Consider the following 25,038-nt stretch of genomic DNA (forward strand, 5'->3'; position numbering starts at 1 on the left):
CGCTGTGATTTATTATTTGGAGATCCTTCGACTCGTCCTTTCAGTCCTCGCTCAGGATGACAATGGTCTAGACCAGCGTCACAATCATTGCCGTCGCTTCACCGCCACCATTACACAAAGACGCAATTCCTGTGCGACCCTGAGTGCGCTTTAATGCGTAGAGCAAAGTCGTCAGAATACGTGCTCCAGATGCTCCAATTGGATGCCCCAGCGCGACTGCTCCTCCATTAATGTTAACCTTGGCTGGGTCAAGCTTAAGCCCGCGTGAGCAAGCTACTGCCACCACAGAAAACGCCTCATTCAGTTCAAACAAATCAATTTGCTGTGTATCAAGCTTAGCTTGCTTGAGCACGGTTTCAACTGCACCGATTGGCGCGGTAGTGAACCACTCCGGCTCCTGGGCGTGAGTTCCATACTGCACGATGCGTGCCATTGGAGTTAAGTTATGCTTCTTGAGATAGCTCTCAGAGCAGACAAGCATTGCTGATGCACCGTCATTAATTGAAGAAGCATTTGCCGCAGTAACAGTCCCCTCTATTTGCCCTTCTACTTTATTGAAGACAGCTTTAAGCGTTGGGATTTTATCGAAGTTAACTTTCGAAGGTTCTTCATCAGTTGCAACAGTGGTTGCCTTCGGGCCGGTCCCCACAGTTAAACTCAAGATTTCATCTTTAAAAAATCCGTTGGCTATAGCAGCTTGCGCTCGGCGATAGCTCTCAACGGCAAAAGCATCTTGCTCTTCGCGGCTAACCTGATGCTCCTTAGCGCAAAGTTCCGCAGCACTTCCCATGTGAAAATCGTTATACACATCCCATAAGCCATCACGAATAATTGCATCTTCTGCGCTGGCATGGCCCAGACGCGCGCCGAGACGGAATTTCGGTAAGTAGTAAGGTGCATTGGTCATGCTTTCCATGCCACCTGCGATCACGGCTTCGGATTGCCCAGTTGCAATACTTTGCGCTGCTAACATCACGGCCTTTAGTCCCGAACTACAGACTTTGTTAATCGTTAGCGCTTGGACATGCTTTGGAAGCCCGGCTTTGATGCCAACTTGTCTAGCAGGTGCTTGACCTAGCCCCGCACTCAAGACGTTACCCATAATCACTTCATTAATTGTCTCTGCCGGGGCACCACTACGCGAAAGCACTTCTTTAACGCAGGCTGCTCCAAGTTCGGTGGCACTAAGTGCAGCTAAACTGCCCATGAATGAACCAATCGGGGTACGCACAGGGCTACAAATATATGCTTGATTCATAAATTCCTATCTAGATTTAATCGTTGAAAATATCTTTAACAAATTCCGTGCCTCGCAATGGAACCTTACGCGGCATAACCCGTTTATGTTTGTTTGAAGTAAAGCGTTTTATAACAAATTCGCCAACTTTTCGATCAATTCGGGCGAATTCTTCAGTTGTGATTGCCAGCTCATTATCTTTTATCCCGCGTCGCAACGCCCGTAAAAGCGCGACAAAAGCTGGTTCTAGTGCTTCATGCGTAAAGCCAACTTCTTCGGAAAATGGTTTTTGTCCCCAAAGTCCCGAGGTTGGCGGGGCGTTAATTATTTCGGGAAGCACTTCATAATGCCGCGCCAATTGGTAAACTTCGGACTTAAATAAATCGCCGAGTGGGAAAAAATCAGCCAAGGCATCCCCACCTTTCACATTGTAGCCGATTAACTCTTCTGACAAATTTGCACTGCCGATTACACGGATGCGTTTTAGCGGCAGAGTGTCGTTACTGGCGCTAAGCTGTTCACTGACGGCGTAGAGCAGTAATGTTCTTATCCGGGCATCGCTTTTTGAGAGCACGCTCGGTTTGGCTTGGGTTACCTTACTCGTCAGTTCAGGAATAGCTGCTTTGAGTGTTTGGTCAAATGCTTCTTTCAGAGCGGTGAGATCAACTTTAAGATGTCGACTTGCCAACTTAGCAGCCAGTTCAGCGCTGCGTCGGTTAAAAACACCTCGATCTGTTTCTGAGATTGGCAGCGAAACTAAGATGACATGTTCAGGTCCAAGTGCTGCGCAAGCTGCTGAAGCCACGACTGCCGAGTCGACCCCGCCACTGACGGCGATAACTGCGATTTCGCAGAATTCCTTAATTGCCTCTTCAATTTTATGTGCAGTTGCTTCAACTTTGGTTAGCATAAAAATCTTTCAATCGCATTGACCTTAGATAACAAATTATCAATCATTACATTAACTTAACATAGTAACCCGGTACGTGATCGAGGATATATCTCAAAATTCTTGCAAGCAAGCTTCTTGCATAGTATAACTATGCAAAGAATAGTTTTTCATGCAAATAAGCTATATTATCAACTCTCACTTACTACGCCAAAAAATCAAAACGCTTGGATTTAAATCTATACACGACTTTGCAACTACGATCGGTGTTCACAGAAATACCGTGTCGGATTATTTAAATAGTAAAGCAAAGCCTCTACCCGATGGGCTTGAAAAAATATTGAACTACTTAGGACTACATCCTAAAGATGCTCTCCTCGAACATCGACTTGAATCTTTCCAATACCCTGAACAACCTATTCTGCCCCTAATCGATGAGTTAGTTACTGCATGCCCTGAAGCTGCATTTGTTCTATACGGTTCACGTGCACGTGGCACTGAAAAGAAATATTCAGATTTTGATATTGGACTATATACAATTAAACCAATTCCGTTTTCACTCTACAGCTCACTATTGGATAAAGTAGACTGTTGGAATGAAGCCAACATTTTATCAGTGCAACTAACAAATTTAAACAATGCTGATCAATATTTTCTTACAAGCATTTCCAAAGATATAAAATTTATCGGCGGGAAACCTAAAGCTTGGGAAGTATTATTAAAAGGCTCAGACAAACTACGTTATGAAAAATAAAAAACTTGAAGAATCATACTCTTTACTCAAAAATGCCCAATCATTTTGGAAAAAAGATCAAAGTGAGCCCTTGGCGTTTGCGGCTGCGACCAAAGCATTTGAAGTATTTTTTGAATACGCTTGGAAACATTTTAAGCAAGAAGCAGATTTAGCAGGATATGAAACGTACAATCCTCGTGATGCGATTCGTGCAGCGGCTCAAATGGAATTGATTAAAGATCCCGACCTCTGGTGCAGGTTTCTAAATGCTAGGAATTTATCTGTGCATGACTATATTGGTATTAAAGACGAAGATTTTGCGGACTTAATGAAACAGCTAGTCCGCGAAGGTGCCTTACTGTTAAAATAATTCTTAATAACTCAATAGCATGGCCCGTTCAATAAAATCCATTGAAAGAATTTTAAACCCTTTTTTTCCTGATCAAAGTGAGCTGACAGAACTTGCTAACTTACTGAACAATCAGTTTACCGGGAAAAAGGCATTTATTTGGTTGAGCTCTGAGCAGCACGGCGCGGCAGATCTAACAGCCCTTGCGGCTTGGGTGCCGAATTTTGTCTCGATTCCACCACTGGGCACATTACCTAGTCAGCTTGCGGAGTTTAAGGCCGGGCAGATTTACCCTCTCGATCTTTCCTCTATTTTTGAAGGGTCAATTGTTGCGGGGATGACTAGCCCACCGCAACGTATTCTCGATCTTTGTGCCGCCCCGGGCGGAAAAACAATTTTTTCTTATCGCTATTTTAACTCAAGCACGAAGATTGAGAAGTTTGTCGCAAACGAGCTAGTCAAGTCGCGGACAAAAATATTACGCGAGAACGTCATCAAATATCGTTTAGAGAATATTGAAGTGACTGCTTTCGACCCTTCGTATTTTGCAGAATTTCACAGTGAGGAATTTGATCTCGTAGTTGTCGATGCGCCTTGCTCGGGGCAAAGCTTGCTCGGCAAAGATAAAAATTCTGATGCAACGTTTCACCCAACAATGATCAAAAAGAATGCGATGCGCCAGAGGCGCATTTTAGCCAATGCGATCACGGCCGCGGCCCCCGGAGGACATATTGCCTATATGACCTGCACGTTTTCTAAAGACGAGAATGAAGATGTCATCGCTTGGGCGCTACGTGAATTTCCAGGCATTACAGCAATTCCCGTTGAAACTCATCGCGCTTATCAATCCTCTGTTGTCGAATTTGCTTGCTATCGCCTCTGGCCGAATCAGGGTTTAGGACTTGGTGGATTTACTTGCTTACTTAAAAAATCTTCAAGTTAGGATCGTACCCACGGCCATTAAGTTATGGGTTGTACGGAAAGCTGAGGTGAACTAATGAGTTAGTTAAGTTTGGCCGAAGGTGCGGGGTTACTTGAAAAAGGCAAAGGGTAGGGAGAAGTATAAGTTCAAGCCTAAGCTGGCAACACCTACTCTAGCGTCCTGTTGCTTATCGTAATGGCCGTGGGAGCGTATCAGCGCTTAGTGCACGAGCTTCTTATACCTGACCCGCTTTGGAATTAAGGAATCCACTCCCAGTCGTTTTTTCTTATCCTCTTCGTAGTCCTGGAAATTGCCTTCGACAAGCACTGCATTACTATCGCCTTCGAAAGCCAAAATGTGAGTTGCCACGCGGTCTAAGAACCAGCGGTCGTGCGAAATCACCAGCACGCAACCAGCAAAACTTAAAATTGCATCTTCCAGCGCGCGTAAAGTATTAACGTCAAGGTCGTTTGAAGGTTCGTCCAAGAGTAAAACGTTAGCCCCTGTCTTGAGAAGTTTCGCCATCTGCAGACGATTTCTTTCCCCCCCTGACAAACTCCCGACTTTCTTTTGTTGGTCAGAACCAGAGAAATTAAACCATGAGCAATAAGCGCGTGACGGCACTTCCCGATTCCCAAGCATCACCAAATCTTTTCCACCGTCGGAAATTTCTTCCCAGACTGAATAATTTGGATTTAACGACCCGCGCATTTGATCAACGTAGGCAAGCTTTACAGTGTCACCGAGAATAATTTTCCCAGTGTCAGGTTTTTCTTGGCCGGTAATCATCTTAAAAAGTGTGGTCTTACCAGCGCCGTTACCGCCGATGATGCCCACAATAGCACCGCGAGGGAGATCAAAACTAAAGTCCTGCAACAGTACTTTTTCTCCGTAGCTTTTAGTAACCCCCTCACCCTTAATCACCAGGTCTCCCAGGCGCGGCCCAGGCGGGATATAAATTTCAACGTCTTCAATTTTTTGGGCACCGTGCTCGTTCGCTAATTTTTCAAAAGCTTGGACACGAGCTTTACTTTTAGCTTGGCGCGCTTTGGGGCTCATACGAATCCACTCTAACTCGCGTTCTAGTGTTTTTTGTCGGCGTGACTCTGATTTTTCTTCTTGCTGGAGGCGTTTTTCTTTCTGCTCAAGCCAAGATGAATAATTTCCCTTCCAGGGTATGCCATGTCCGCGATCTAATTCTAAAATCCATTGTGCACTATTATCAAGAAAGTAACGGTCGTGGGTAACAGCAACAACCGTGCCTTGATACTCCTGCAAGAATTGTTCAAGCCAAGCCACAGACTCCGCATCGAGGTGGTTGGTTGGCTCATCAAGTAGTAAGAGGTCAGGCTTTTGTAGCAAGAGGCGACATAATGCGACGCGGCGGCGCTCCCCTCCGGATAAGATTTTTATTTTCGCGTCAGCATCTGGCAAACGCAGTGCATCGCTGGCGATTTCAATTGTGCGGTCAATTTCCCAACCATTGCAGGCATCAATCTGTTCCTGAATTTTTGCTTGCTCCTCCAGGAGCTTTTCCATTTTATCTGGATCAAGATCTGGGTCAGCAAAAGAATTACTAATCTCTTCGAAACGCTTGAGTAAGTTGACGGTTTCGCCAAGACCTTCCTTGACTACATCCTGAACGGTTTTGTTTTCATCGAGCTCTGGTTCCTGGGCGAGATAGCCAACACTAATGCCTTCTCCGGGGAATGCTTCCCCTACAAAGTCTTTCTCAACGCCTGCCATGATTTTGAGCAGGGTTGATTTACCTGAGCCGTTTAAACCTAAGACGCCGATCTTCGCGCCATAGAAAAAAGATAAACTAATATCTTTTAGGACTGTTTTTTGTGGTGGATAGGTCTTTGAGACCTGCATCATTGAGAAAGCATATTTTTCTGACATAACTGCTAAGCTCTATACTGAAACAGAATAAAAATCAAAGTCTAGATCATCTTGCTTAACGCTCTATTCCACTTCGCAGGGACAAAAATCCCACATAAACTTAAACCAAATACGAAACGCATCAGCAACACGTTGATCAACAATCACCGCAAAGCACATGTCTTCTTCCACCCCACCAAGGTGGATATTCGAGACAACATTAACCCTGTCGCCGAAAATATCAATTGAAGCAGGCGCAGAGTAGCCTTGGGGGAAAAATTTATAGTTCTTCCCGACATGCTTTAAAATCGGATGATTGCTCGTTTTGACTTCGTAATCAAAGAGATGAAAATACTTGATTTTTTTCCGCGTCGCAGCTTTGATAAATTGCTGGAAAAATGGCAGTGTTTTTGTTTCCATCCATCCACCTTTCCCGCCAATACAATAAAAATCCTCCCCCAGACGAATAATATCGCGCATGTAGTTCTTCCAGCCTTCAAGCCCACGATAAAGATACGTTGCCTGCAGGTGCGGAGTGCCGCGGTATAAGGCTTCCAATTCTGGGAGCACAGCACTAAGCGCGCGTTTTTTTTCTTCAATAATCTCGTTTAATTTATTGGGATCAACGGCTTGATATTTACTTTCAATTTTTTGAAGAATTTCAAACACAAGTCCACGCTCAAGCAAGCGGTGGATTGAATCATAGACATTGCGCCGATGGACGTGAGACTTAACAGCAATTTGTCCAATCGAAAGCTCGCCATACCTTAAAAGGGTTTCGTAAATACGTGCTTCATTCTGGGCTAGCCCAAGGTGTTGAAAAACTGGCTGATAAGAAGTCTGCATAATAAATTATATAATAAATACAATCTATTAAATCATACTGTGGTGATATTTGCCACTCTTAATAAGTAGCATAGTAATTATGCATATTAGAGGGCTGTTATGTATCTACTCACAAAATTCGAAGGATTTACGCTTTTAATCACGTTTGGCTTGGCCATGATTACGCTGGTCTTAGCGACCGTATCTAAAGAGAAACTCAGCTCGAACGCTTTCTTGGTAGCAAACCGCAATGTCTCACTCTTGCAGGGTTCACTCAGTATTGCCGTAGCCTGGATTTGGGCTCCGGCGATTTTTATTTGCTCAATGCAAGCATATCAAAACGGATTGGCAGGAATTTTTTGGTTTACCTTTCCGAATGTGCTTTGTTTTTTTCTTTATGCGCCACTGGCAGTAAAATTAAGAAAGAAATTACCCGAAGGATTTACTTTCCCAGAATACATTGCCCAACGCTTCAACGGCTGTAAGTACGCGCATCTTGCATTTCTTGTCGTCGCACTTGGATATCAGCTCGGAGCAATTATTATCAATGCACTCGCTGGCGGCACATTATTACATGCAGTCAGCGGAGTAAGTATCAATCTGGCAATCATCTGCATTGCCTGTCTGGCGCTTTCTTATTCACTAGTAAGTGGTCTTAAAGCATCAATTCTAACTGATGTCGTGCAAATGTTAATGGTGCTTGGAATTTGTTTTACCCTAGTGCCACTCTGCTTGTTTAACTCTGGTGGCCTAAGCTTAACTCTCTCGGGCTTAGGCGGGATTAATGATCATGGTAAATCAATTTTTGATCCCTGGCTTGCCTTTTCAATGGGAATCCCCATGACCTTAAGCTTACTAGCTGGGCCATTAAGCGACCAAATGTTTTGGCAGCGCGCGATGGCAGTGCGTAAAGATCAAGTCTATAAAACATTCATCTACGGCGGGCTACTTTTTGGGATTGTTCCGATTCTACTCTCAACTTTTGGCTTTATCGCTGTCCCCCTAGTTAAAGCGGGGCTACTAAAGCTTAACGATCCACAGCTAGTCGGACCAACTGTAATTGGTTATTTATTACCGAAGAGTGCACTTTATCTATTTTGCATCATGGCTTTCGCAGGACTATGTTCGACGATGGATTCTGCCTGCTGCGCAGCAAGTTCATTAGGATCAATTGACATCTATAAACGTTACTTCAACCCAGCTGCAAACGATCAGAAACTACTGACGGCTTCGCGCTTGTTTATGCTGGCACTTACAACCTTAGGCACGAGCATCGCATTACTACAACCAAAGTTGATGTGGGTCTTCCTCTCCTACGGTGCACTTGCTTCGGCTGGAATGTTTCCCACATTCTTTGCAATTTATAGTCGGCGCATTTCAGAGAAAGCGATTGCTCTTGCTATCGCCAGTTCAGTATTAATTGGCACACCATTTTCAATTTATGCCAATGTGACTGAGAATCCCTATTATATCGTGGCAGCAGCAATGCTCAGTGTCTTGATTGGCTTATGTATTTGCACTTATGCACATTTCCAAGCAAAGGCAGGTAGCGACAATTAAGCACTCTTATCGATCAGCATTTTGCGGCGCGGGTTGTCATAAAATTCGATTCTTAGAATTTTTACGATGTAGAGCGCGATATCTTGGGCAGGCTTTTTGCCCGGTATTGAAGAAGCGACTTTTACAAATTGAAAGGCATTGATGCCCAAATCGGGCATCTTTTCTCCAGCTAGTCGCGAATATTTACGCTGCATAAATTGCATCGTTTTACTCTCGCGATTAAGAATCACGTGCAAATCATAAAACTGCGTGTTTCCACTAGTCATTCCATTGTCGACTGCAATGCCTTTGATTTCAGGTTTTGTAAAAACCTTTTCCCTGCCAATCCCTAGCCAAGCAATTTTCAGTCCCAGATCTCTTGCTGAAATTCTAATTCTATACGACCCAACCCAACACCACAGCAAGCCATAGATCATCAACAGTCCAGAAAAGCCAAAGACAATTGGGAAAATAAGTGGAGCCTTGCCAATGTAGGTGCCCACGGCAACTGCAACCCAAATCAAAGTAAAGGTGCTAAAGGCGATAACTGTCCCGATGTTTCTCAAAGGTCCAAAGTAAATAATTTCGCTGTCACCGATGCGCGAAATAGAAATTCCGTGCTTTGCAAACTCGCTAGGATCAAGTGATGTCGGCGTGACATTTTTTACAATTTCTTCTCGGCTAATGTTTTCTACACTGTCTTTGGTTTTAAAGACCGGCAGTATAAATTCAACTTTTAGATCAATCCCACGCTTGGCAAAAGCTAGGCACAATTTCCATTCATATCGCACAGATTTGTAATCAGGCGATGAACTTGGCAGGTCAGATGGAATTTGAAAGCGCACAGGGATACGCCGCTGCTTTAATAAATTAACATCAACTACCTGTTCGCCCTGCCAAATTACTGTGGTTGAGGTGTTATCTCCAGTCGAATCGATATGGTAGCAAGTCAAAATTAGCGTGCCAGATGCTTGCGGTTCTCGTGAGTTAGTAAGGTCGATACTACCTTCGAGAAACCCGCCGATCACCCCAGGTAAGCGTTGAGGGATATAATAAACATCGCCAACTTCACGCGCTTGTAGAATCAGTCGCCCCGCGTGAAAAAGTAGTATCACGCCAGCTAAAGGAAAAATTAAGCCAATCCAAGCTGAATTGTTACCCTTGGCAAGTTCCTCAGGTAAAAACGCTATGATCGGAATTGAACCAATTGCATTCCAAAGAATTGCAAAAATAAATAGCCCCAAAGCTGCGGCTTTGCCTTGATTGCGAATTTTTAATTCGTTCCACTCTTTTTTCCACTTCCAGGGTTCGGTTGGATATAATTCTTTAAGATCTGCCTCTGTATCTGCAAGTTTCCCTCCATAAATTACAGCCAACATCAAGCCAAAACCAAATGCTGAAAACACGAAACTAAATGTTCCAAGTAATAAAACTTCTTTGATTAAGTCTTTGCCTGCTAAATAGTTTTGGACTGCAGTATAGCCAGCAAATACACCAACTGCTGCAAAGGGCAGAGAGAAGAGGATCAGGAAAAATATGCCAGCCTTTGAGGATTTCACGCGCCTGAAAAAAGACTAACAATAAAATATTTCTACGTCGAATATTTTATTCTGGTCTATTTGATTTGGGTTGTTGCCACATGATAAATCGCATTAACTTCGTCTGGCTTCGTTACGCAAAAGTTAAGATCTTTAAGCAATCCATCGGTCAGATCATAAACCCAGCCATGCACTGAAAGTGCTCGTCCTGAGCCCCAAGCGTGCTGCACAATCGTGGTATGGCAGACATTAAAAACTTGCTCGACAACATTTAATTCGCAAAGCCGACGGTGACGCTTGGTCTGATCGCTAATTTGAGCCAAGAGCTCGTCGTGCTTTGAATACACATCTTTGATGTGGCGTAGCCAGTTATCAAGCAGGCCAAGTTGATTATTGCCCATCGCTGCTTGGACTCCCCCGCAACCATAGTGACCACAAACAATAATATGTTCGATTTTCAGCACTTCTACTGCAAACTGGATCACTGATAGGGAATTAAAATCTGTGTGCACGACGACGTTGGCAACATTGCGGTGCACGAACACGTCCCCGGGGGGCAATCCCATAATCTGGTTTGCGGGAACACGACTATCAGAGCAGCCAATCCAGAGATATTTAGGATTTTGAGCAGTAGCGAGTTTTTCAAAAAAATTAGGATCTTTTGCCGTAAACTCTTGTGCCCAGACTCGATTGTTCTCAAAGATATGATTTAGATTTCGCATTAAGGCTATAAAATCCGTTCAGCTCTTGTTAGTCAAGACATGGAAAGAATAATTTTTACGCTAGCCGTCTCGTATGCTACGGAAGCTTTGACCAAGCGATTACAAGATTATTATCGTAATATGCCTGCACAGAGAACTCAGATCCAGCCTTAAATTCCGTAGATAAATCTACTAAAGTCTTTGCACGAAAACCATCAGCTGTTTTAGCTAAGCTAACATCACGCAGTCCAAACCAAGATTTCACAAGTGGTGCAAGCATTTTATAGAGAGCTTCTTTAGCGCAAAAAATCAGCGCCAGATCTTTAAGGCTTAAATCTTGTTCCTGTAATTCTTCCATGGAAAGAATGCGGTTTTTAATCGACAAATTGGAGAAACGAGAAATATCTTCAACATCGATCCCAACAGAGCGCAGCCCATAATTTGTCTGATCGTCATTTTGCCTGCCCTGAGGCGCGACAATTAAAGCAGCATGTGACTGGCAGTGGGCAATTGACCCAACGTATCCTGCTGGAAAAATTGGAGCCCCTTGCGCATTACGCTCTAGCCGCCAATTTTTTTGAGCAGCTTGCGGCAATCCACCAAGCTCGATTAAAGCGACTTGAAGAGCTGCTTCAATCCGCTCACGAGCAAGTGCTCTAATTTCCTTGTGAGATGTCCCAGCGCTTAGTGCTAGTTTCTCGAGCAGCATAACAGTGCCCGGATACTGCATAACTTTTCTGCGTTCCTGAAATTTCATGCATAAGCTATGACATAAGTCTGCAAACTATGTCATTACTTGCCGAGCAAAATATCCCAACTAAAGCCGACGTAATTATCCTTGGCGGAGGAGTTTTAGGCATTTCAGCAGCTTACCATCTGAGTCAGCGCAGAAAATCTGTCCTCTTATTAGAACGTGAAACTCTGCCAGGCAGTCATGCTTCAGGGAAAAATGCGGGGATGTTTCGTAAACTTTATCGCAACAGCACATTAACCGACTGGGCTTCTCGTTCGCAGCAAACCTGGCCAGAAATTGTTCGCAATCAAGCTTTCACTGAAACCCCCTCACTTGTTGTTGGACGGAATTTACCAAGTCACCATCCGGGGATGTTCGAGGAGCAGGCTGTTAAGCTTCGAAAAAAAAGCGCAGTGCTAGAGGTTCCTGCAGTTTATACAAAAGACGATGGATTAATTGACCCCGGAACATATTTACAAGCCTTACTGTCGCTCTTGGACAAATCGCTAGTCACAGTTGCCACTCGCACAACAGTCACGGGGCTTAATTACTCGGGAAAAGACTTAGTAGTCGACACGAATCGGAATACAACTTGCCGCGCGCCGGTAGTGATCAATGCTTGCGGCGCATGGTTAAATTCGCCCTTTCGAGACAATAAGCAACTTCTTGTCCAGGCAGAGGTATTTGCTAGACACTTATTTGTTGTCAGCGGTTTTCCCGATCAAGGTTTGTTTTTTGATCCCTATGGATTTTACTGGGACGAGTCGCTGAATTGGTATTTAAGACGCTGGGAACCAAAAAAACGACTCATCTCAATTTGTGACAGACTTGCAGCTAATCCCGATCGCTTCGAACCGCCCACAAATATAAATGAAGAACTTGCCTTCAAGCTTGTTCAAGCAATCCCCGAACATTGTTCCGATCTTGTAATTGAGCGCGCTTGGCACTGCTTTCGAACGTATACAGATGATCAATTGCCAATTTGGGGACAAGACCCTACAACTCCAGGATTATTTTGGCTTAGTGCTTTTGGTGGCTTTGGCATGTCAACTTCATTTGCAGCAAGTGCCGACTTAGCACGTCTAATTTGCGGCGAGTCTGTGACTGTTGACCCAGAATTTTCAGTCTCACGAGTGCGGAAAAAGGTCCATTGATGTTGCGTTGCTTTTACATTGTTTTACTGAGTTATCTACTCGCTCCAGTCTTCAGCTTTGCGGAAGACAATAGTTATTTTGCGGGCAATCGTTATGTTAAAGGCGCAATTATTTCCGATCGCTTAACGCTCCAACCTACCCCAGGTCTTGAAACGAAAGTTGCAACACTTGGAATTAAACTTGAGATCGAAAATGGCTGGCACATCTATTGGCTAAATAGTGGAGAGAGTGGATCGCCCACTACAGTTAATTGGAGAAATCCCAGCGGATTTGAAATTTCAGCTCTACGCTGGCCTGCACCAGAGCGACAAATCGAAAAAGGCGGGATTACAACTTACGGCTATTCTCAGGAAACAATCTTACTTGCCGACCTTTATGCGCTGACTTCTGCTCCACAATCAGGAAAAATTGAGATTCGTGCGCTACTTTCATTTTTAGTCTGCAAGGATATTTGCGTTCCGGGGATGCTTGATCTTACAAAAGAACTAACGCTTGACCCCACTAGAGCCTTAGAGATCAGCACAGATCAAGCTGCAATAAAACGCTTCGAAGCACGCACACCTGTTGCAGCTAGCATGCTGAAGGAGATTTCAATCCAGGGCAGCTTGCACGAAAAAGACGACCGCAATTTAATCGCAAAAATTGTAATTTCAGGACTTAATCTCCCTTCAACTGCCACTGCCGCTTCTGAACTACAAATTTTTCCCTTTGATACTGAAAATTTTCAAGCACTGATCAGTGCTGCCAGAATTACGACCTCTGGCGCAACAGCCGTCATTAGCTTTCCAGTCAAACGTTTAACTACCGCAGAACTCTCGACGGCTTCATTTTCAGGAATTGCTGTGTTTTCACCCAAGCTCTACCCTGCAGAAGACCTGACGAATGTGACTTGGACGATTAATTACACTGCCGCGCCAATAGCAATACCAGACGCCGGTGAGCTCTTAACATATCGAGTGCATGACTTCAGTACGAAGTCCACGCGAGGAGTTGTAAGTGAGCAGCCTTCTCCGCAGTTTAGCCTGAAGTTACTATTACTTGCGGTCTTAAGCGGCTTTATTGCGGGGCTAATCCTCAATCTGATGCCTTGCGTTCTGCCAATTGTTGCAATTAAAGCTATGGCACTTGTGCGTGATGCCACACAACCACGCGCTCAGAAGATCAACGGAGCAATTGCTTACACTGTTGGAGTTCTAACAAGCTTTGCGGCCTTAGCGATTTTAATTATTTTTCTACGTTCCGTAGGCCGCAGTGTCGGCTGGGGATTCCAGTTTCAAGAGCCAGGCTTTGTTTTCATCTTATTTTTAATTGTTTTCGTCTTATCCTTAGCATTCTTCGATTTTTATACCTTTCAGCTGCCGTTTCTTTCGAAAGCCAACCGGGCGCTTTCCAATTTCAAAAGTGGCTCATTGGTTGGAAATTTTTTCGAAGGCCTGCTAGTTACGGCTTTATCAACGCCCTGCACAGCACCGTTTCTAGGGTCTGCTTTAGCTTTTGCCTTCACACAATCAGCGCCAGCAATCATTATTATTTTTCTTTCGATCGGACTTGGACTAGCGCTGCCATATGCGGTGTTATCAACTAACGATAAATTCATTCGCTTTATTCCTAAACCCGGGGAATGGACTTATCGCTTTCGCGAGCTGATGGGTTTCTTGCTTCTAGGAACAGCAGTGTGGTTACTTTTTGTATTACATGGACTTTCTGACGAGGGAGCAGTTTGGGCTGTGTTGCAAGGGCTTGTCACGTTCTTTCTACTTTGGGCGTGGCGTGTATTAGCGATGAGTTCAATTAGTTCATTCAGTAAGCAGAACCTGCAAATTTTTGCTTTAATACTTTGCTTATTCTCGCTAATCGCCTCCTGGCCACATGTCGTGTCGCAACGCAGCTCAAAACCTCAACTACATGACACCCAAATTGCTTGGGAACCGTTTTCCAAGGAAATCATCGATAACTTAAGCGCACAGTCGCGCATTATCTTTATCGATTTTACAGCAGATTGGTGCATTACTTGTAAGTATAACGAGCGCTTCATTCTCAATCAGTCGCAAGTGATTGAGGCTTTTAAGAAATATAAAATCAGGCCGATTAAAGCCGACTGGACTAGACGGGAGGATGAAATTACCAAAGCACTTAAACAGTTTGGCGGTCAAGGCGTGCCACATTATGTTTTAATCATTCCTCAGCTTGGCGCGGCCAAGAGTGGCTTAGATCCAGAAATCGTCGTTTTACCAACAATCCTAACTGGATCTACTGTGGTCTCTGAGCTACAACGGGCATACGATAGATTTCTTGCACAAGGTCAGGCTTATGAGCTCGTGGAAACAGTTCACTAAAAATTATTTTTCTTATCCAGAAATTGGTCTTGCTCTTGATCTGAGCCGGATGAATTATCCAGAGAATCTTTTTAGTGCTTTAGAGACTTCTTGTGCCGCAGCATTTAGCGAAATGGTGGCATTAGAAGCTGGAGCAATTGCTAATGCTGATGAGCAGCGCATGGTCGGGCATTACTGGTTACGCAACTCAGACCTTGCGCCGAGTAAAGAAATAAAATTACAAATCGATCAAGCAATTCAAGCTGTTATAGAATTTGCGAAAATCGCACGATCTCAATTCAAGCGTGCAATTTTAGTTGGCATTGGCGGCTCAGCTCTTGGCCCACAATTTCTGATTGATGCATTAAGTGACCAGCTCTTTCCGATCGAATTTCTCGATAACACTGATCCAGATGGGGTTGATCGTTTAACTGCAGTGCGACTTGGGTTACTTAAAGAAACACTAGTGATCGTGATCTCTAAATCGGGCTCAACCCTTGAGACCCGTAACGGTCAAATTGAATTAGCTGTGCGTTTTAGTCGAAGCAAGTTAAATTTCGCTGACCATACTGTGGCGATTACCTGCGCAGCGAGTAAGCTCGAGCATCAAGCAAAAGCCGAGAAATGGCTGAAGATTTTACCGCTCTGGGACTGGGTTGGTGGGCGCACTAGTATTTTTTCTCCGGTTGGCTTACTGCCCGCAGCGCTTTCTGGCATTAATCTGCAGGAGCTTCTGGCTGGTGCGAGGTTGATGGATCAATTAACGCGCATTAAAGAAATTAAGAAAAATCCGGCAATGCTTTTAGCACTAATGTGGCACGCAGCTGGTAGCGGCGTAGGCTTAAAGGATATGGTAGTGCTACCATACAAGGACCGCTTGATCCTTTTTTCACGCTACCTCCAGCAGCTGGTGATGGAATCACTCGGTAAAGAAAAAAATCGCGCTGGAGCAATCGTAAATCAAGGCATTGCTGTCTATGGCAATAAAGGTTCCACCGACCAGCATGCCTACGTGCAACAGCTTCGTGATGGCATTAATAACTTTTTTGTAACTTTTATTGAAGTCTTAAGCGACTCAGCACAAACAAATCCACAAGTTGAAGTTGAACCTGGCATTACAAGTGGCGACTATTTGAGTGGATTTTATTTAGGCACCCGGCAGGCTTTGACAGAAAATGGCCGTGCCTCGATCACGATTACAGTTGAGAGTGTCTCTGCGCAAACTATTGGTGCGTTAATTGCTCTTTATGAACGTGCGGTTGGATTTTATGCAACACTTGTCAACGTGAACGCTTATCATCAGCCTGGTGTCGAAGCTGGTAAAAAGGCGGCTGCTGGCGTGATCGCCTTACAGCGAGAAATCCAGCAGGAACTTAATAACTCTGGTCAGCTATACACGGCTGAGGAGCTTGCCTCTAAATTAAAGGCTGACACTGAGATTACTTTTAAAATCCTTGAACATCTTGCTGCTAATCAACATGCTGGTGTCACTAAAAGGAACGCTCAAGATCCGCTGCAGGCTAAGTATTCCATCTCGAGAAAGCGTAGCTAGGGTCAATCAGCTTTTTGGTGTGGCATTATTCAATCCCTGTCATTGCGAGGACCGCTGGCGACCCATTCGACTTCGCTCCTCACGGCTTGAGCCCTCGGCGTGAGCTCGGTCGAACGCTCGGGTCGAAGGTAGAGCAGGCTCCGCAATCTGTTCATTTTGTTTTCACTCGTCATTGCGAGCGTAGCGAAGCAATCTGTTCATTTAAAATGATAAATATAATTTAGCGGCGAACAGATTGCCGCAGTCGAACAAACAAGTTTGTTCTCCTTCGCAATGACACGAAAAAGCAAACAGATTGCCGCGCTTGCTGTCGCAAGCTCGCAATGACTTAGGGTGCCATCCTTCGACTGAATCTTCCTACCTTCGACCCAAGTGTTCGACCGAGGGCTCAGGCTGAGGGGAACGAATTGCATTAAAAACTTCGCGGCTCTGTAGACTATTATTCAACGTAAAAAGATGAATTCCCGGAGCACCTGCGGCTAAAAGTTCTTTGCAGAGCTTGATTGTATATTCTGTTCCAAAGCTCAAAAGCTCAGCCTTATCTTCCTTGCGCAGTACTAATTCTGCTTCGAGTTTCTCGGGGATAGAAGCTCCGCAAAGAGAAATAACTCTAAGAAGTTGCGACAAATCACGAATTGGCAAAATTCCTGGCACAATCGGGGCGGTAATTCCTTGAGCGCGACAGCGCTCAACAAACTGCAGATACAAAGCTGGATCGAAAAATAATTGCGTCATGATAACTTCAGCGCCGGCATCACACTTTTCGCGTAAATACGAAATGTCTGCAGCAGGTGATTCGGCGTCTTGGTGCGTTTCAGGATACCCTGCAACGGCAATACTAAATCCACCAAAATCCTTAATATAGTGCACCAAATCCCGTGCGCACGAGAATCTTCCACTTTTTAACGCCTCAGGCTCTTTCGGGATATCCCCGCGCAAGGCTAAAATATGTTCGATTCCCTGCGCGCGATATTCCATGAGTAATTCTTTAATCTCGGCAGCACTGTGGCCAACAGCCGTTAAATGCGCAACAGCTTCGCGCTGTAAATTATTTTGAATAAAAGCAACTAATTCCTGAGTAAGCGCACGTTTACCCCCACCTGCACCATAAGTAACAGTCATAAAATCTGGATTAAGTTCAGTTAATTCAGAAATTAGTTGCTTAGTTTGATCTAACTGCCTTGCTTCCTTTGGGGGAAAGAACTCAAAAGAAAAAATCGGTCGGTTCTGCGAATAAATTTCTCGAAACGTCATAGGTCCAGAAGACTATAACGTTATAAAAAATGATGAAAGTTGCCTTTCTCTGTAATATTTATACGATTTTTTGATCTATAAATTGCAATAAAATCGCTTTATAACGAGAATTTTTAGGCAAAGCCGCGTAGGCCGGAAGTATTTGGCAAAAACTATCCTGATAAAGCGATTTTATTTTAGCCGAAGAGAGCCCACCTAATGCGCTCAACGAAAGACTTTCCCTGAGGCGCTGTTTTCTTCACACGCTCTACTTTCATGCGATGCTCCGCATATTTTGCTCCCCAAGTTGCGCCACCTGGAGTCGTGTCGCGGCGCACTACTTTTGCTGCCGCACGAGATTGGCCCTGGCGTGATTGCTTAAGTGTTGATGCCTTTTGCTTTGCTTCCCATGCAGCAAGTTTTACTTCGTATTGCGCTTGAGCTTTAAGATAGCGAACTAAGACGTCTTCAGATGTATTTGTATAGCTTTGTCCAACTCGATAAGTTTTAATCGAGCCTCCAGTCATGCCTGCTGGTGCTGTAGCTTTTTGCGCCTGAGTACTGCGCGCGGCACGTCGATGTTCTGGGCCGAAATTCCAGAGTGATCCGCTTGCGTATGGTCGATAATTGAAATTCTGGTCAGGAACTAAAACGCCTGCAACTGCACCTGCTACATTAAAAGTTAGTAGCATTGTGATGCTGATAAGTATTTTGATAATTTGGCCTTCTCTCATAAATTTCCCTTTGCCCGAAATATAAGAAACCTAAGAAAACAGAGGAAAACCGGATATCAAAGAGTATAGCGACTATGGGCAATTAAATCTACAGTCGCCCACTAGGTTATGCATGTTTTTTACAATTTGTAGCATTAATTATTCGGATGTAATCTACAGGGTAGCGCAAAAAAACTCATGTAAACAATAGGTTAGCAATGCAGTCTAAAAATCATCCAATTTGGCAGCCAACTGAAGAATTTATTCGCAAGACAAATATCTTTAAGTTTAAGGCTGCGCTGAATGAAAAGTATGCCCTCAGCATCCAAAATTACTCCGAACTTCACAGCTGGTCAGTTACTCATCCGGAGCATTTTTGGCGTGAGCTTGCAGATTTTGGAAAGTTAAAAATTGATTGGAATTCTACCCCAGCTTTCGTCGATCAACAGTCGATTGAAAAGTGCCGCTGGTTTCCGAATGCGAAGTTAAATTTCGCAGCGAATTTGCTGCAGGGTTCAAATCACCAACACCTAGACGCTTTGGTCTTTAAGTCAGAATTGGGAGTTACGACTAAAGTCAGTTACAAGGATTTAAACTCTCAAGTTCTTAAACTCAGAAGTTTTTTTAAGTCAATCGAGTTGAAACCGCTTGATCGGGTAGCAGCACTAGTCCCAAACATTCCTGAAGCTGTGAGCAGTATGCTCGCCACTACCAGTCTTGGTGCAAGCTGGTCTTCCTGTTCCCCTGACTTTGGAGTGCAAGGCATTCTCGATCGCTTTGGACAAATCAACCCAACACTATTAATTGCCGCAGACGGCTATACATACAACGGAAAAGCAATTGACTGTCGCGACAAAATCTTCGAACTCTGCCAACGTATTCCTAGCATTAAACAGCTGATCCTGATTCCTTTTCTTAATCCACAAGTGCAGTTAGAAAACATTAAATTACCGACGGTTTCCTGGAAGCAAGCTTTAGACTATCCAAGCGATACGACTGCTGTCGCAAATTGGGAGAAATTTCCTTTTAATCACCCACTCTTTATTCTTTATTCCTCAGGCACAACTGGAATTCCTAAATGTATTGTGCATGGCGCAGGTGGCACGCTGCTGCAACATACTAAAGAGCACTTACTGCATAACGATCTAAAGCCAGGTGACGTAACTTTCTTTTTTACAACCTGCGGCTGGATGATGTGGAATCTTTGGGTTAGTGCGCTGGTTACAGGAGTAACGGTAGCGCTCTACGAAGGCTCGCCAACGTATCCAGATTTTGGTTCACTTTTTAAATTTGCAGAGGACGAAAAGATTACTTCTTTCGGAACAAGTCCACGGTTTTTAGCGGCACTTGAAAAAGCAAATTATGATCCGAGTAAGCACTTCTCGCTACCTCAATTACGCACCCTGCTTTCTACTGGTGCGCCGCTGCTACCAGAACAATTTTTATTTATCTATCAAAAACTCAAAGCCGACATACACCTCTGTTCGATCTCGGGTGGGACAGACATCGTCTCTTGTTTTTGTCTCGGTAACCCGATCAGCCCCGTATATAGCGGAGAACTACAAGCGCCAGGCCTCGGCATGGACATGGATGTTTTTTCAATTAATGGCACGTCGGTTCGTGGAACCAAGGGGGAACTTGTCTGTAAAAGTCCTTTCCCTTCTGCGCCGCTAGGATTTTTAAATGACACTGACGGGAGCAAATTTCATAAAGCCTATTTTGACGTTTTCCCAAATGTTTGGAAGCATGGTGACTGGGCAGAAATTACTGAAAGTGGCGGCTATATTATCTATGGCCGTTCAGATGCCGTTCTAAATCCAGGCGGCGTGAGAATCGGGACTGCAGAAATCTACCGTCAAGTTGAGACACTTGACGCAATCCAAGAAAGTATTTGTGTCGGACAAAACTGGGAAGGTGACGTGCGGGTCGTGCTTTTTGTTAAACTTAAACCAGGAGTTGAGTTTACAACTGGACTTGTCGAGCAAATCAAAAAAACAATTCGCCTCAACACTACCCCGCGCCACGTACCTGCCAAAATTATCCCCGTTCTTGATATCCCTCGCACAGTCAACGGGAAGTTAGTAGAACTAGCAGTCAAAAAGAAGATTCACGGCGAAGCTGTGGAGAATATTGAAGCGCTTGCTAATCCTGAATCGCTCAAATATTTTGAGGACCTCAAGGAATTACAAACTTAAGCGGACTGCTGTATGGCAAATTACCCCAAAAAAGTATTACTGCGCGAAGATGGACCCCGTGAAGGGTTTCAAATGCATGCCAAAGTAATACCTACAGCAGAAAAATTAAGGCTGATTGATTTGCTTGCTGAGACTGGAATCTCGAGCATTGAAGTTACGTCTTTTGTGCGTGCCGACAAAGTCCCACAACTTGCTGATGCCGAAGAAATTGCCCAAGGTATTATTCCTCGAGCAGGAGTGCGTTACCGTGCACTCTATCTCAATCAAAAAGGCCTTGAACGTGCTAGTACCTTCCCCAATTTACAACCTGAAGGCTACGTGCTTTTGGCAGCGAGCGAAGAATTTTTAAAAAGAAATAATAATCAAACCCTAGATCAAGCCCTAGCTGAGCTGCCAGCTTGGATTAAGCTTTTTCAAGAAAAATCAATGCGCTTCGAACGCTTGATGATTTCCACTGCCTTTGGCGATGCCTTCGCAGGAAAGCTCAAAGCGGATTTACCACTTAGTGTTGTCGCCAAGGCGCTTGAAGTGATTGCTGCGAATAACTCAAGCGTTGAGGAAGTGACCTTCGCTGATACGACTGGCTATGCAAATCCAGAATCAGTCCAGCAACTTGTGGGGAATTTCAGAGATCGCTATCCGCAATTGTCTGTCGGCTTGCACCTGCATGACACGCGCGGGACTGGCATGGCAAATGTTTATGCTGGACTTGAGCTTGGAGTGGATCGATTTGATTGCTCTGTGGCTGGGCTTGGCGGATGTCCGTTTGCACCGGGTGCAGCAGGTAATGTGCCCACAGAAGATGTGGCCTTTCTTTGTGCTGAGCTTGGGATTGAAACCGGGATCGATCTGCAGCGCTATATTCAATGTGCACTCGAAGCTGAAAAAATTATTGGGCATAAGCTTCCAGGTAAGTTAAAACAAGGCGGTAAAATTTAGTCATTCTAAAAGTTTGCCAAACTGCGTGCGTATTGTTCTTGCTGAAAAATTAGACCTACTATTAGCGCTGATTATCTTTATAGTCTCAGGCACGGTATTATTTTACCAAGCCCGCTCGATTCAAAATTCTGGAGTCGATACCGAACCTTTTGCTTATATCAATGCGGGGGATAATAATCTTGCAGTTTTAGTTGAAGAGCGTTGCGCGGGATATCTTGAAGCAAAGCTTGACCGCGTGGAAGTCTGGTATATTCGACTCAAAGGGGCAATCCAGGCGCATCTTGGACCACGCTCAATTCAAACTAATATTGATGGAACTTTAATTTTCAATCAGCTTAATCAGCTTTCGCGCATCAAGTTCGATCTGACAGTTGATCATCTAAAAATTAATCTTTTTTCAGAATCGATTAACCCAATTAAATTAAGCATTTCAGCTGCGCTCCCCGAAGGAGACTTTAAGCAAGAATTAACGCTCCCGGGACCCGTGATTTTCTCGATTAAAGACGACCGCGGTTCAATTAGTCACCCGTTGTTACGCGGCATGCAAGTCCCAAATAAAAATCTTCCGGCAGACAAGCAGCATTTGAATCAAGCACTATTACAGGCATTAGGGTTAACTGCCCAGACAGACCCGGGCGTTATTGCTCAGTGTAAAGTTGGCCTGACGGGTTCCGTTGATTTATGGCCGATTCTTAAAACCTACGGGTCTAAAATAAAAGAGGCCAGCAAGGTAACTGGACAATTAAATAAAATTCTAGGCGTTCAAAACTATGATTGAAATTAAAAACTTGCGTAAGAGTTATGGCAAATTTAAAGCCGTAGACGATCTATCGTTCACTGTTAACAGTGGAGAAGTTTGTAGTTTTCTTGGAGTAAACGGTGCAGGGAAAACGACTACGCTTAAAATGCTTGCCGGAATTCTCAAGCCAAGTTCAGGTCAAATTCTACTAAATCAGATTGATCTCGCAGAAGAGCCGCGTAAAGCAAAATCAATCTGCGGATACATTCCCGACCGGCCGCATTTATATTCCAAGCTCACCGGCAGAGAGTATCTCTACTTTGTTGCTGACTTATACAAAATTACAGGTGCAGCCGCAGAGCAAAGAATCGATCAATTACTCGCGGAATATCAACTCACCAAATGGGAAGACACTTTAGTTGAGAGTTACTCGCACGGCATGAAACAGCGGCTGGCAATCTGTGCGGCATTAATTCATAACCCACCGATTCTGATTGTCGATGAACCGATGGTTGGGCTTGACCCGCATGGGGCGAAATTGCTGAAAACATTATTTCGACGTTATGCCAGTGAAGGCATGTCGATGTTAATTTCTACTCACTCAATTAACGTCGCGGAGGAAATTTCCGACCGCATTGTGATTATTAATGCAGGTCAACTTGTTGCCAACGGAACAGTGAAGGAAATTAAATCCCTCCTGGCAAACCCCAACCAATCACTAGAAGACGTCTTTATCGAATTAACGGTTGAAGAAAGCATTATTAGCGAGGCGCTCTGATGCTTTTTTCCGCGGCAAAACCAGGATTTTGGACAGTCAGTCGACTTGCCAAGCAAGTCTTAAGTCAGCGCTCTGGACTATTTCGAGTTTCTCTAGCAGTAATTTTACTGGGCGTTCTTGTGTATGGAGTTTTTCGCGGAACACTTTGGACCTTGGCCATTATTCAAGAAACGCTAACCTTAGCATTTCTTCCGCCTTCAAGTATTATTGGAACGATCTTTGTTCCAGTTTTTGTTTTCCTTGTGATCGCAAACTTGATTGAAGCGTTAGGGTCGCTTTTTTTGAGCCGTAGTCTCGAGACAATTATTAAGTCGCCACTGCCACCATTTTCTTTATTCATTGCAAAAACTGTTGAAATCGGCGTCAGTTCATCTTGGATGGTTGTCTTATTTGTCAGTCCAATCATCTTTGGGTTTTGGGTTTTTCATCACGGGGACTTCTGGTTTTTTCTACATGCACTCTTAGTTTTTCTGCCTTTTTTGGCGCTGGCAGTCTGGACTGCGATGCTAATTGCTATTCTTTTTGCTTCATTTTTCCCAGCTAACCGGACTCGTGAGGTGTTTATTATTCTTGGAATCGGGCTGGTTTTTGGGTTTCTGCTTTTTCTCCGAGTCCTTGCTCCGGAAAAAGCGGGAGGACTTTTTAGTGTTGAAAATATCTTTCTAGTGCTCGACCAGCTAGCGCGTCCTGATTTATTAATTAGCCCCCCTTACTGGGCCGGGGTAGCACTGGGTGAGCGGTTACAAAGTTCAGGGCAAGAGGTTAATCAATTTTTTGCAATTCTTTACATCGCTGCGATTTGTCTCGGCGCGCTAACATTTTTACTATTTCGAACGCTACACTTTGCAGCATTCTCTAAGGCTCAAAGTCTTAAGCAGGGTGTAAGTATTAATAGTCGTGCCTCGCAGCGCCGCTGGGCAGCGTTAATCGGTGACAGGTATTCTGCTGCGCGTGGTGTGATCGTAAAGGATTATAAAGTTTTTTTTCGTGACTTAGCTCAGGCTTCACAGAGTCTGATGCTACTTGGAATTGCGGCATTTTATGTGGCAGGGATTCAATTAATCTATCGTTTTAATGTGATGCTTCCGGGTTGGGAGGCAAAAAGTTGGGGTCAATTCTTGATGCTAATCAGTGCGATGACTGAAGCTTTTATTATTACGGCTGTGTGTTCGCGTTTTGTTTTTCCTTCGGTATCGCTTGAGGGTGAGAGTTTTTGGGTTTTACAAACCTCACCGCAGAGTATTAAATCGATTATGCGTTATAAGTTTTGGGGCTGGTTTATTCCGGTTGCTACGACTTGTTCGCTGGTATTTTGTGTCGGCACGCGAAGTATCGGCGCGCCTTGGGCAATAGTAATTTTAAAAGCGCTTGCAACTGTAGTTGTCTGTTTTGGAATGGTTGGCCTTGCGATTGGATTCGGCAGTCGTTTTGCAAATTTCAAGTGGGAGCATTCGGCGCAGCTTTCGGCTGGTTTTGGTAACATGGTCTTTATGCTCACGGGAGTGTTATTTATCTCGGTCAGTCTCTTTTTTATGTGGGTCCCGATTTTATTAGTTTATAGCAACGTGCACATCCGCCATGAGCAGTTTTGGCTAATTGTAACACTCTTTTGTTATACTTTGCTGTTTGTGCTGAATATTGCGTTTAAAGATATCGCGCTCAACTATGGGGAGCGGGAGTTATTACGCAGAATGGAGCACGATTAGCGGCTACTTGGATAGGTGGCAGTTACGACCGTGTGAATTCCTCCACGCACATAAAAGTCACCGATCACTTCAATTTTTCGTGGATTAACTGCTGCAACTAAATCATCCAGGATTAAATTTGTTACAGCTTCATGGAAATGGCCTTCGTTGCGAAACGACCAGAGGTAAAGTTTTAGAGATTTAAGTTCTACGCAAAGCTTATCTGGGGTGTAATTAATTTTAATTGTCGCAAAATCTGGTTGACCAGTTTTTGGGCAAACGCAGGTAAACTCTGGGCATGAGAACTCGATTTTGTAGTCACGCCCAGGTTGTGGGTTGGGAAACGTTTCCAGTTGCTTTGAGGGTGAGGTAGACATTTAGCTGCTTT

22 protein-coding genes are annotated in these 25,038 nt (G+C 44.2%); 12 read left to right on the forward strand and 10 right to left on the reverse strand.

Annotated features, from left to right (window positions below):
- Positions 1 to 67 precede the first annotated feature (67 nt).
- Both JNK13_10830 and nadE read right to left on the reverse strand, forming a co-directional pair.
- Entirely contained in the window at positions 68 to 1,258 is a 1,191-nt protein-coding gene (locus JNK13_10830; protein MBL7663231.1) for a thiolase family protein, read from the reverse strand.
- Between the two features lie 16 nt (positions 1,259 to 1,274).
- Complete coding sequence (nadE, locus tag JNK13_10835) at positions 1,275 to 2,147, reverse strand: NAD(+) synthase (protein ID MBL7663232.1); 873 nt, start codon at positions 2,145 to 2,147, stop codon at positions 1,275 to 1,277.
- A 151-nt stretch (positions 2,148 to 2,298) separates the two neighbouring features.
- On the opposite strand from nadE, the gene JNK13_10840 reads away from it, so the two are divergent.
- From JNK13_10840 to JNK13_10850, 3 genes are read left to right on the forward strand one after another with little or no spacing between them, the layout of a single operon-like run.
- Positions 2,299 to 2,880 carry a helix-turn-helix domain-containing protein gene (locus tag JNK13_10840; protein MBL7663233.1) on the forward strand — a complete coding sequence of 194 codons (582 nt, stop codon included), beginning with the start codon at positions 2,299 to 2,301 and terminating at the stop codon, positions 2,878 to 2,880.
- Positions 2,870 to 3,229 carry a nucleotidyltransferase substrate binding protein gene (locus tag JNK13_10845; protein ID MBL7663234.1) on the forward strand — a complete coding sequence of 120 codons (360 nt, stop codon included), beginning with the start codon at positions 2,870 to 2,872 and terminating at the stop codon, positions 3,227 to 3,229. Before JNK13_10840 ends, JNK13_10845 begins: the two co-directional genes overlap by 11 nt.
- Positions 3,230 to 3,248: 19 nt before the next feature.
- Complete coding sequence (locus JNK13_10850; protein ID MBL7663235.1) at positions 3,249 to 4,151, forward strand: RsmB/NOP family class I SAM-dependent RNA methyltransferase; 903 nt, start codon at positions 3,249 to 3,251, stop codon at positions 4,149 to 4,151.
- A 198-nt stretch (positions 4,152 to 4,349) separates the two neighbouring features.
- Here JNK13_10850 and ettA read toward each other — a convergent pair whose 3' ends face one another.
- A complete protein-coding gene (ettA, locus tag JNK13_10855) occupies positions 4,350 to 6,032 on the reverse strand; it encodes an energy-dependent translational throttle protein EttA (protein ID MBL7663236.1) in 1,683 nt (560 codons plus the stop codon).
- A gap of 63 nt (positions 6,033 to 6,095) precedes the next feature.
- Positions 6,096 to 6,857, reverse strand: a complete 762-nt coding sequence (locus JNK13_10860) for a hypothetical protein (protein MBL7663237.1) — start codon at positions 6,855 to 6,857, stop codon at positions 6,096 to 6,098.
- Between the two features lie 99 nt (positions 6,858 to 6,956).
- Here JNK13_10860 and JNK13_10865 point away from each other — a divergent pair, with 99 nt between their 5' ends.
- Complete coding sequence (locus JNK13_10865; GenBank protein MBL7663238.1) at positions 6,957 to 8,396, forward strand: hypothetical protein; 1,440 nt, start codon at positions 6,957 to 6,959, stop codon at positions 8,394 to 8,396.
- On the opposite strand, the gene JNK13_10870 is transcribed toward JNK13_10865, so the two are convergent.
- From JNK13_10870 to JNK13_10880, 3 genes are all read right to left on the reverse strand, one after another.
- Positions 8,393 to 9,934: a hypothetical protein gene (locus tag JNK13_10870; protein ID MBL7663239.1), complete on the reverse strand. Its 1,542-nt coding sequence runs from the start codon at positions 9,932 to 9,934 to the stop codon at positions 8,393 to 8,395. The two genes, JNK13_10865 and JNK13_10870, sit on opposite strands and share 4 nt — an antisense overlap.
- 56 nt (positions 9,935 to 9,990) lie before the next feature.
- Positions 9,991 to 10,635: a carbonate dehydratase gene (can, locus tag JNK13_10875; protein ID MBL7663240.1), complete on the reverse strand. Its 645-nt coding sequence runs from the start codon at positions 10,633 to 10,635 to the stop codon at positions 9,991 to 9,993.
- Between the two features lie 76 nt (positions 10,636 to 10,711).
- Positions 10,712 to 11,371, reverse strand: coding sequence for a 4'-phosphopantetheinyl transferase superfamily protein (locus JNK13_10880; GenBank protein MBL7663241.1), 660 nt, complete (start codon positions 11,369 to 11,371; stop codon positions 10,712 to 10,714).
- Positions 11,372 to 11,400: 29 nt separating this feature from the next.
- On the opposite strand from JNK13_10880, the gene JNK13_10885 reads away from it, so the two are divergent.
- From JNK13_10885 to JNK13_10895, 3 genes are read left to right on the forward strand one after another with little or no spacing between them, the layout of a single operon-like run.
- Positions 11,401 to 12,501: an FAD-binding oxidoreductase gene (locus JNK13_10885; protein ID MBL7663242.1), complete on the forward strand. Its 1,101-nt coding sequence runs from the start codon at positions 11,401 to 11,403 to the stop codon at positions 12,499 to 12,501.
- The gene (locus tag JNK13_10890) at positions 12,501 to 14,837 is read left to right on the forward strand and encodes a thioredoxin family protein (protein MBL7663243.1); all 2,337 of its coding nucleotides are present in this window, start codon (positions 12,501 to 12,503) and stop codon (positions 14,835 to 14,837) included. The genes JNK13_10885 and JNK13_10890 overlap by 1 nt, the downstream gene beginning before the upstream one ends.
- Complete coding sequence (locus tag JNK13_10895; protein MBL7663244.1) at positions 14,812 to 16,368, forward strand: glucose-6-phosphate isomerase; 1,557 nt, start codon at positions 14,812 to 14,814, stop codon at positions 16,366 to 16,368. Before JNK13_10890 ends, JNK13_10895 begins: the two co-directional genes overlap by 26 nt.
- 357 nt (positions 16,369 to 16,725) lie before the next feature.
- Here JNK13_10895 and metF read toward each other — a convergent pair whose 3' ends face one another.
- Together metF and JNK13_10905 are read right to left on the reverse strand one after the other, a co-directional pair.
- On the reverse strand, positions 16,726 to 17,622 hold the full coding sequence (metF, locus tag JNK13_10900) for a methylenetetrahydrofolate reductase [NAD(P)H] (protein MBL7663245.1): 897 nt from the start codon (positions 17,620 to 17,622) through the stop codon (positions 16,726 to 16,728).
- 176 nt (positions 17,623 to 17,798) lie between these two features.
- Positions 17,799 to 18,335, reverse strand: a complete 537-nt coding sequence (locus JNK13_10905) for a hypothetical protein (GenBank protein MBL7663246.1) — start codon at positions 18,333 to 18,335, stop codon at positions 17,799 to 17,801.
- A 197-nt stretch (positions 18,336 to 18,532) separates the two neighbouring features.
- Here JNK13_10905 and JNK13_10910 point away from each other — a divergent pair, with 197 nt between their 5' ends.
- From JNK13_10910 to JNK13_10930, 5 genes are read left to right on the forward strand one after another with little or no spacing between them, the layout of a single operon-like run.
- Complete coding sequence (locus JNK13_10910) at positions 18,533 to 20,509, forward strand: acetoacetate--CoA ligase (GenBank protein ID MBL7663247.1); 1,977 nt, start codon at positions 18,533 to 18,535, stop codon at positions 20,507 to 20,509.
- Positions 20,510 to 20,521: 12 nt separating this feature from the next.
- Positions 20,522 to 21,448, forward strand: coding sequence for a hydroxymethylglutaryl-CoA lyase (locus JNK13_10915; protein MBL7663248.1), 927 nt, complete (start codon positions 20,522 to 20,524; stop codon positions 21,446 to 21,448).
- A 25-nt stretch (positions 21,449 to 21,473) separates the two neighbouring features.
- On the forward strand, positions 21,474 to 22,226 hold the full coding sequence (locus JNK13_10920) for a hypothetical protein (GenBank protein ID MBL7663249.1): 753 nt from the start codon (positions 21,474 to 21,476) through the stop codon (positions 22,224 to 22,226).
- The gene (locus JNK13_10925; GenBank protein ID MBL7663250.1) at positions 22,219 to 22,965 is read left to right on the forward strand and encodes an ABC transporter ATP-binding protein; all 747 of its coding nucleotides are present in this window, start codon (positions 22,219 to 22,221) and stop codon (positions 22,963 to 22,965) included. Before JNK13_10920 ends, JNK13_10925 begins: the two co-directional genes overlap by 8 nt.
- Positions 22,965 to 24,671 carry a hypothetical protein gene (locus JNK13_10930; protein ID MBL7663251.1) on the forward strand — a complete coding sequence of 569 codons (1,707 nt, stop codon included), beginning with the start codon at positions 22,965 to 22,967 and terminating at the stop codon, positions 24,669 to 24,671. The genes JNK13_10925 and JNK13_10930 overlap by 1 nt, the downstream gene beginning before the upstream one ends.
- On the opposite strand, the gene queF is transcribed toward JNK13_10930, so the two are convergent.
- The gene (queF, locus tag JNK13_10935) at positions 24,668 to 25,027 is read right to left on the reverse strand and encodes an NADPH-dependent 7-cyano-7-deazaguanine reductase QueF (GenBank protein MBL7663252.1); all 360 of its coding nucleotides are present in this window, start codon (positions 25,025 to 25,027) and stop codon (positions 24,668 to 24,670) included. The genes JNK13_10930 and queF overlap by 4 nt on opposite strands.
- Positions 25,028 to 25,038 lie beyond the last annotated feature (11 nt).

The organism is bacterium, assembly GCA_016786595.1.
Taxonomy (GTDB): Bacteria; Bdellovibrionota_C; UBA2361; order SZUA-149; family JAEUWB01; genus JAEUWB01.

Bases quoted from the DNA above. Each gene is read 5' to 3' on its own strand.
- JNK13_10830 (MBL7663231.1), bottom strand. From the start codon at position 1,258: ATGAATCAAGCATATATTTGTAGCCCTGTGCGTACCCCGATTGGTTCA.
- nadE (MBL7663232.1), bottom strand. From the start codon at position 2,147: ATGCTAACCAAAGTTGAAGCAACTGCACATAAAATTGAAGAGGCAATT.
- JNK13_10840 (MBL7663233.1), top strand. From the start codon at position 2,299: ATGCAAATAAGCTATATTATCAACTCTCACTTACTACGCCAAAAAATC.
- JNK13_10845 (MBL7663234.1), top strand. From the start codon at position 2,870: ATGAAAAATAAAAAACTTGAAGAATCATACTCTTTACTCAAAAATGCC.
- JNK13_10850 (MBL7663235.1), top strand. From the start codon at position 3,249: ATGGCCCGTTCAATAAAATCCATTGAAAGAATTTTAAACCCTTTTTTT.
- ettA (MBL7663236.1), bottom strand. From the start codon at position 6,032: ATGTCAGAAAAATATGCTTTCTCAATGATGCAGGTCTCAAAGACCTAT.
- JNK13_10860 (MBL7663237.1), bottom strand. From the start codon at position 6,857: ATGCAGACTTCTTATCAGCCAGTTTTTCAACACCTTGGGCTAGCCCAG.
- JNK13_10865 (MBL7663238.1), top strand. From the start codon at position 6,957: ATGTATCTACTCACAAAATTCGAAGGATTTACGCTTTTAATCACGTTT.
- can (MBL7663240.1), bottom strand. From the start codon at position 10,635: ATGCGAAATCTAAATCATATCTTTGAGAACAATCGAGTCTGGGCACAA.
- JNK13_10880 (MBL7663241.1), bottom strand. From the start codon at position 11,371: ATGAAATTTCAGGAACGCAGAAAAGTTATGCAGTATCCGGGCACTGTT.
- JNK13_10885 (MBL7663242.1), top strand. From the start codon at position 11,401: ATGTCATTACTTGCCGAGCAAAATATCCCAACTAAAGCCGACGTAATT.
- JNK13_10890 (MBL7663243.1), top strand. From the start codon at position 12,501: ATGTTGCGTTGCTTTTACATTGTTTTACTGAGTTATCTACTCGCTCCA.
- JNK13_10895 (MBL7663244.1), top strand. From the start codon at position 14,812: ATGAGCTCGTGGAAACAGTTCACTAAAAATTATTTTTCTTATCCAGAA.
- metF (MBL7663245.1), bottom strand. From the start codon at position 17,622: ATGACGTTTCGAGAAATTTATTCGCAGAACCGACCGATTTTTTCTTTT.
- JNK13_10905 (MBL7663246.1), bottom strand. From the start codon at position 18,335: ATGAGAGAAGGCCAAATTATCAAAATACTTATCAGCATCACAATGCTA.
- JNK13_10910 (MBL7663247.1), top strand. From the start codon at position 18,533: ATGCAGTCTAAAAATCATCCAATTTGGCAGCCAACTGAAGAATTTATT.
- JNK13_10915 (MBL7663248.1), top strand. From the start codon at position 20,522: ATGGCAAATTACCCCAAAAAAGTATTACTGCGCGAAGATGGACCCCGT.
- JNK13_10925 (MBL7663250.1), top strand. From the start codon at position 22,219: ATGATTGAAATTAAAAACTTGCGTAAGAGTTATGGCAAATTTAAAGCC.
- JNK13_10930 (MBL7663251.1), top strand. From the start codon at position 22,965: ATGCTTTTTTCCGCGGCAAAACCAGGATTTTGGACAGTCAGTCGACTT.
- queF (MBL7663252.1), bottom strand. From the start codon at position 25,027: ATGTCTACCTCACCCTCAAAGCAACTGGAAACGTTTCCCAACCCACAA.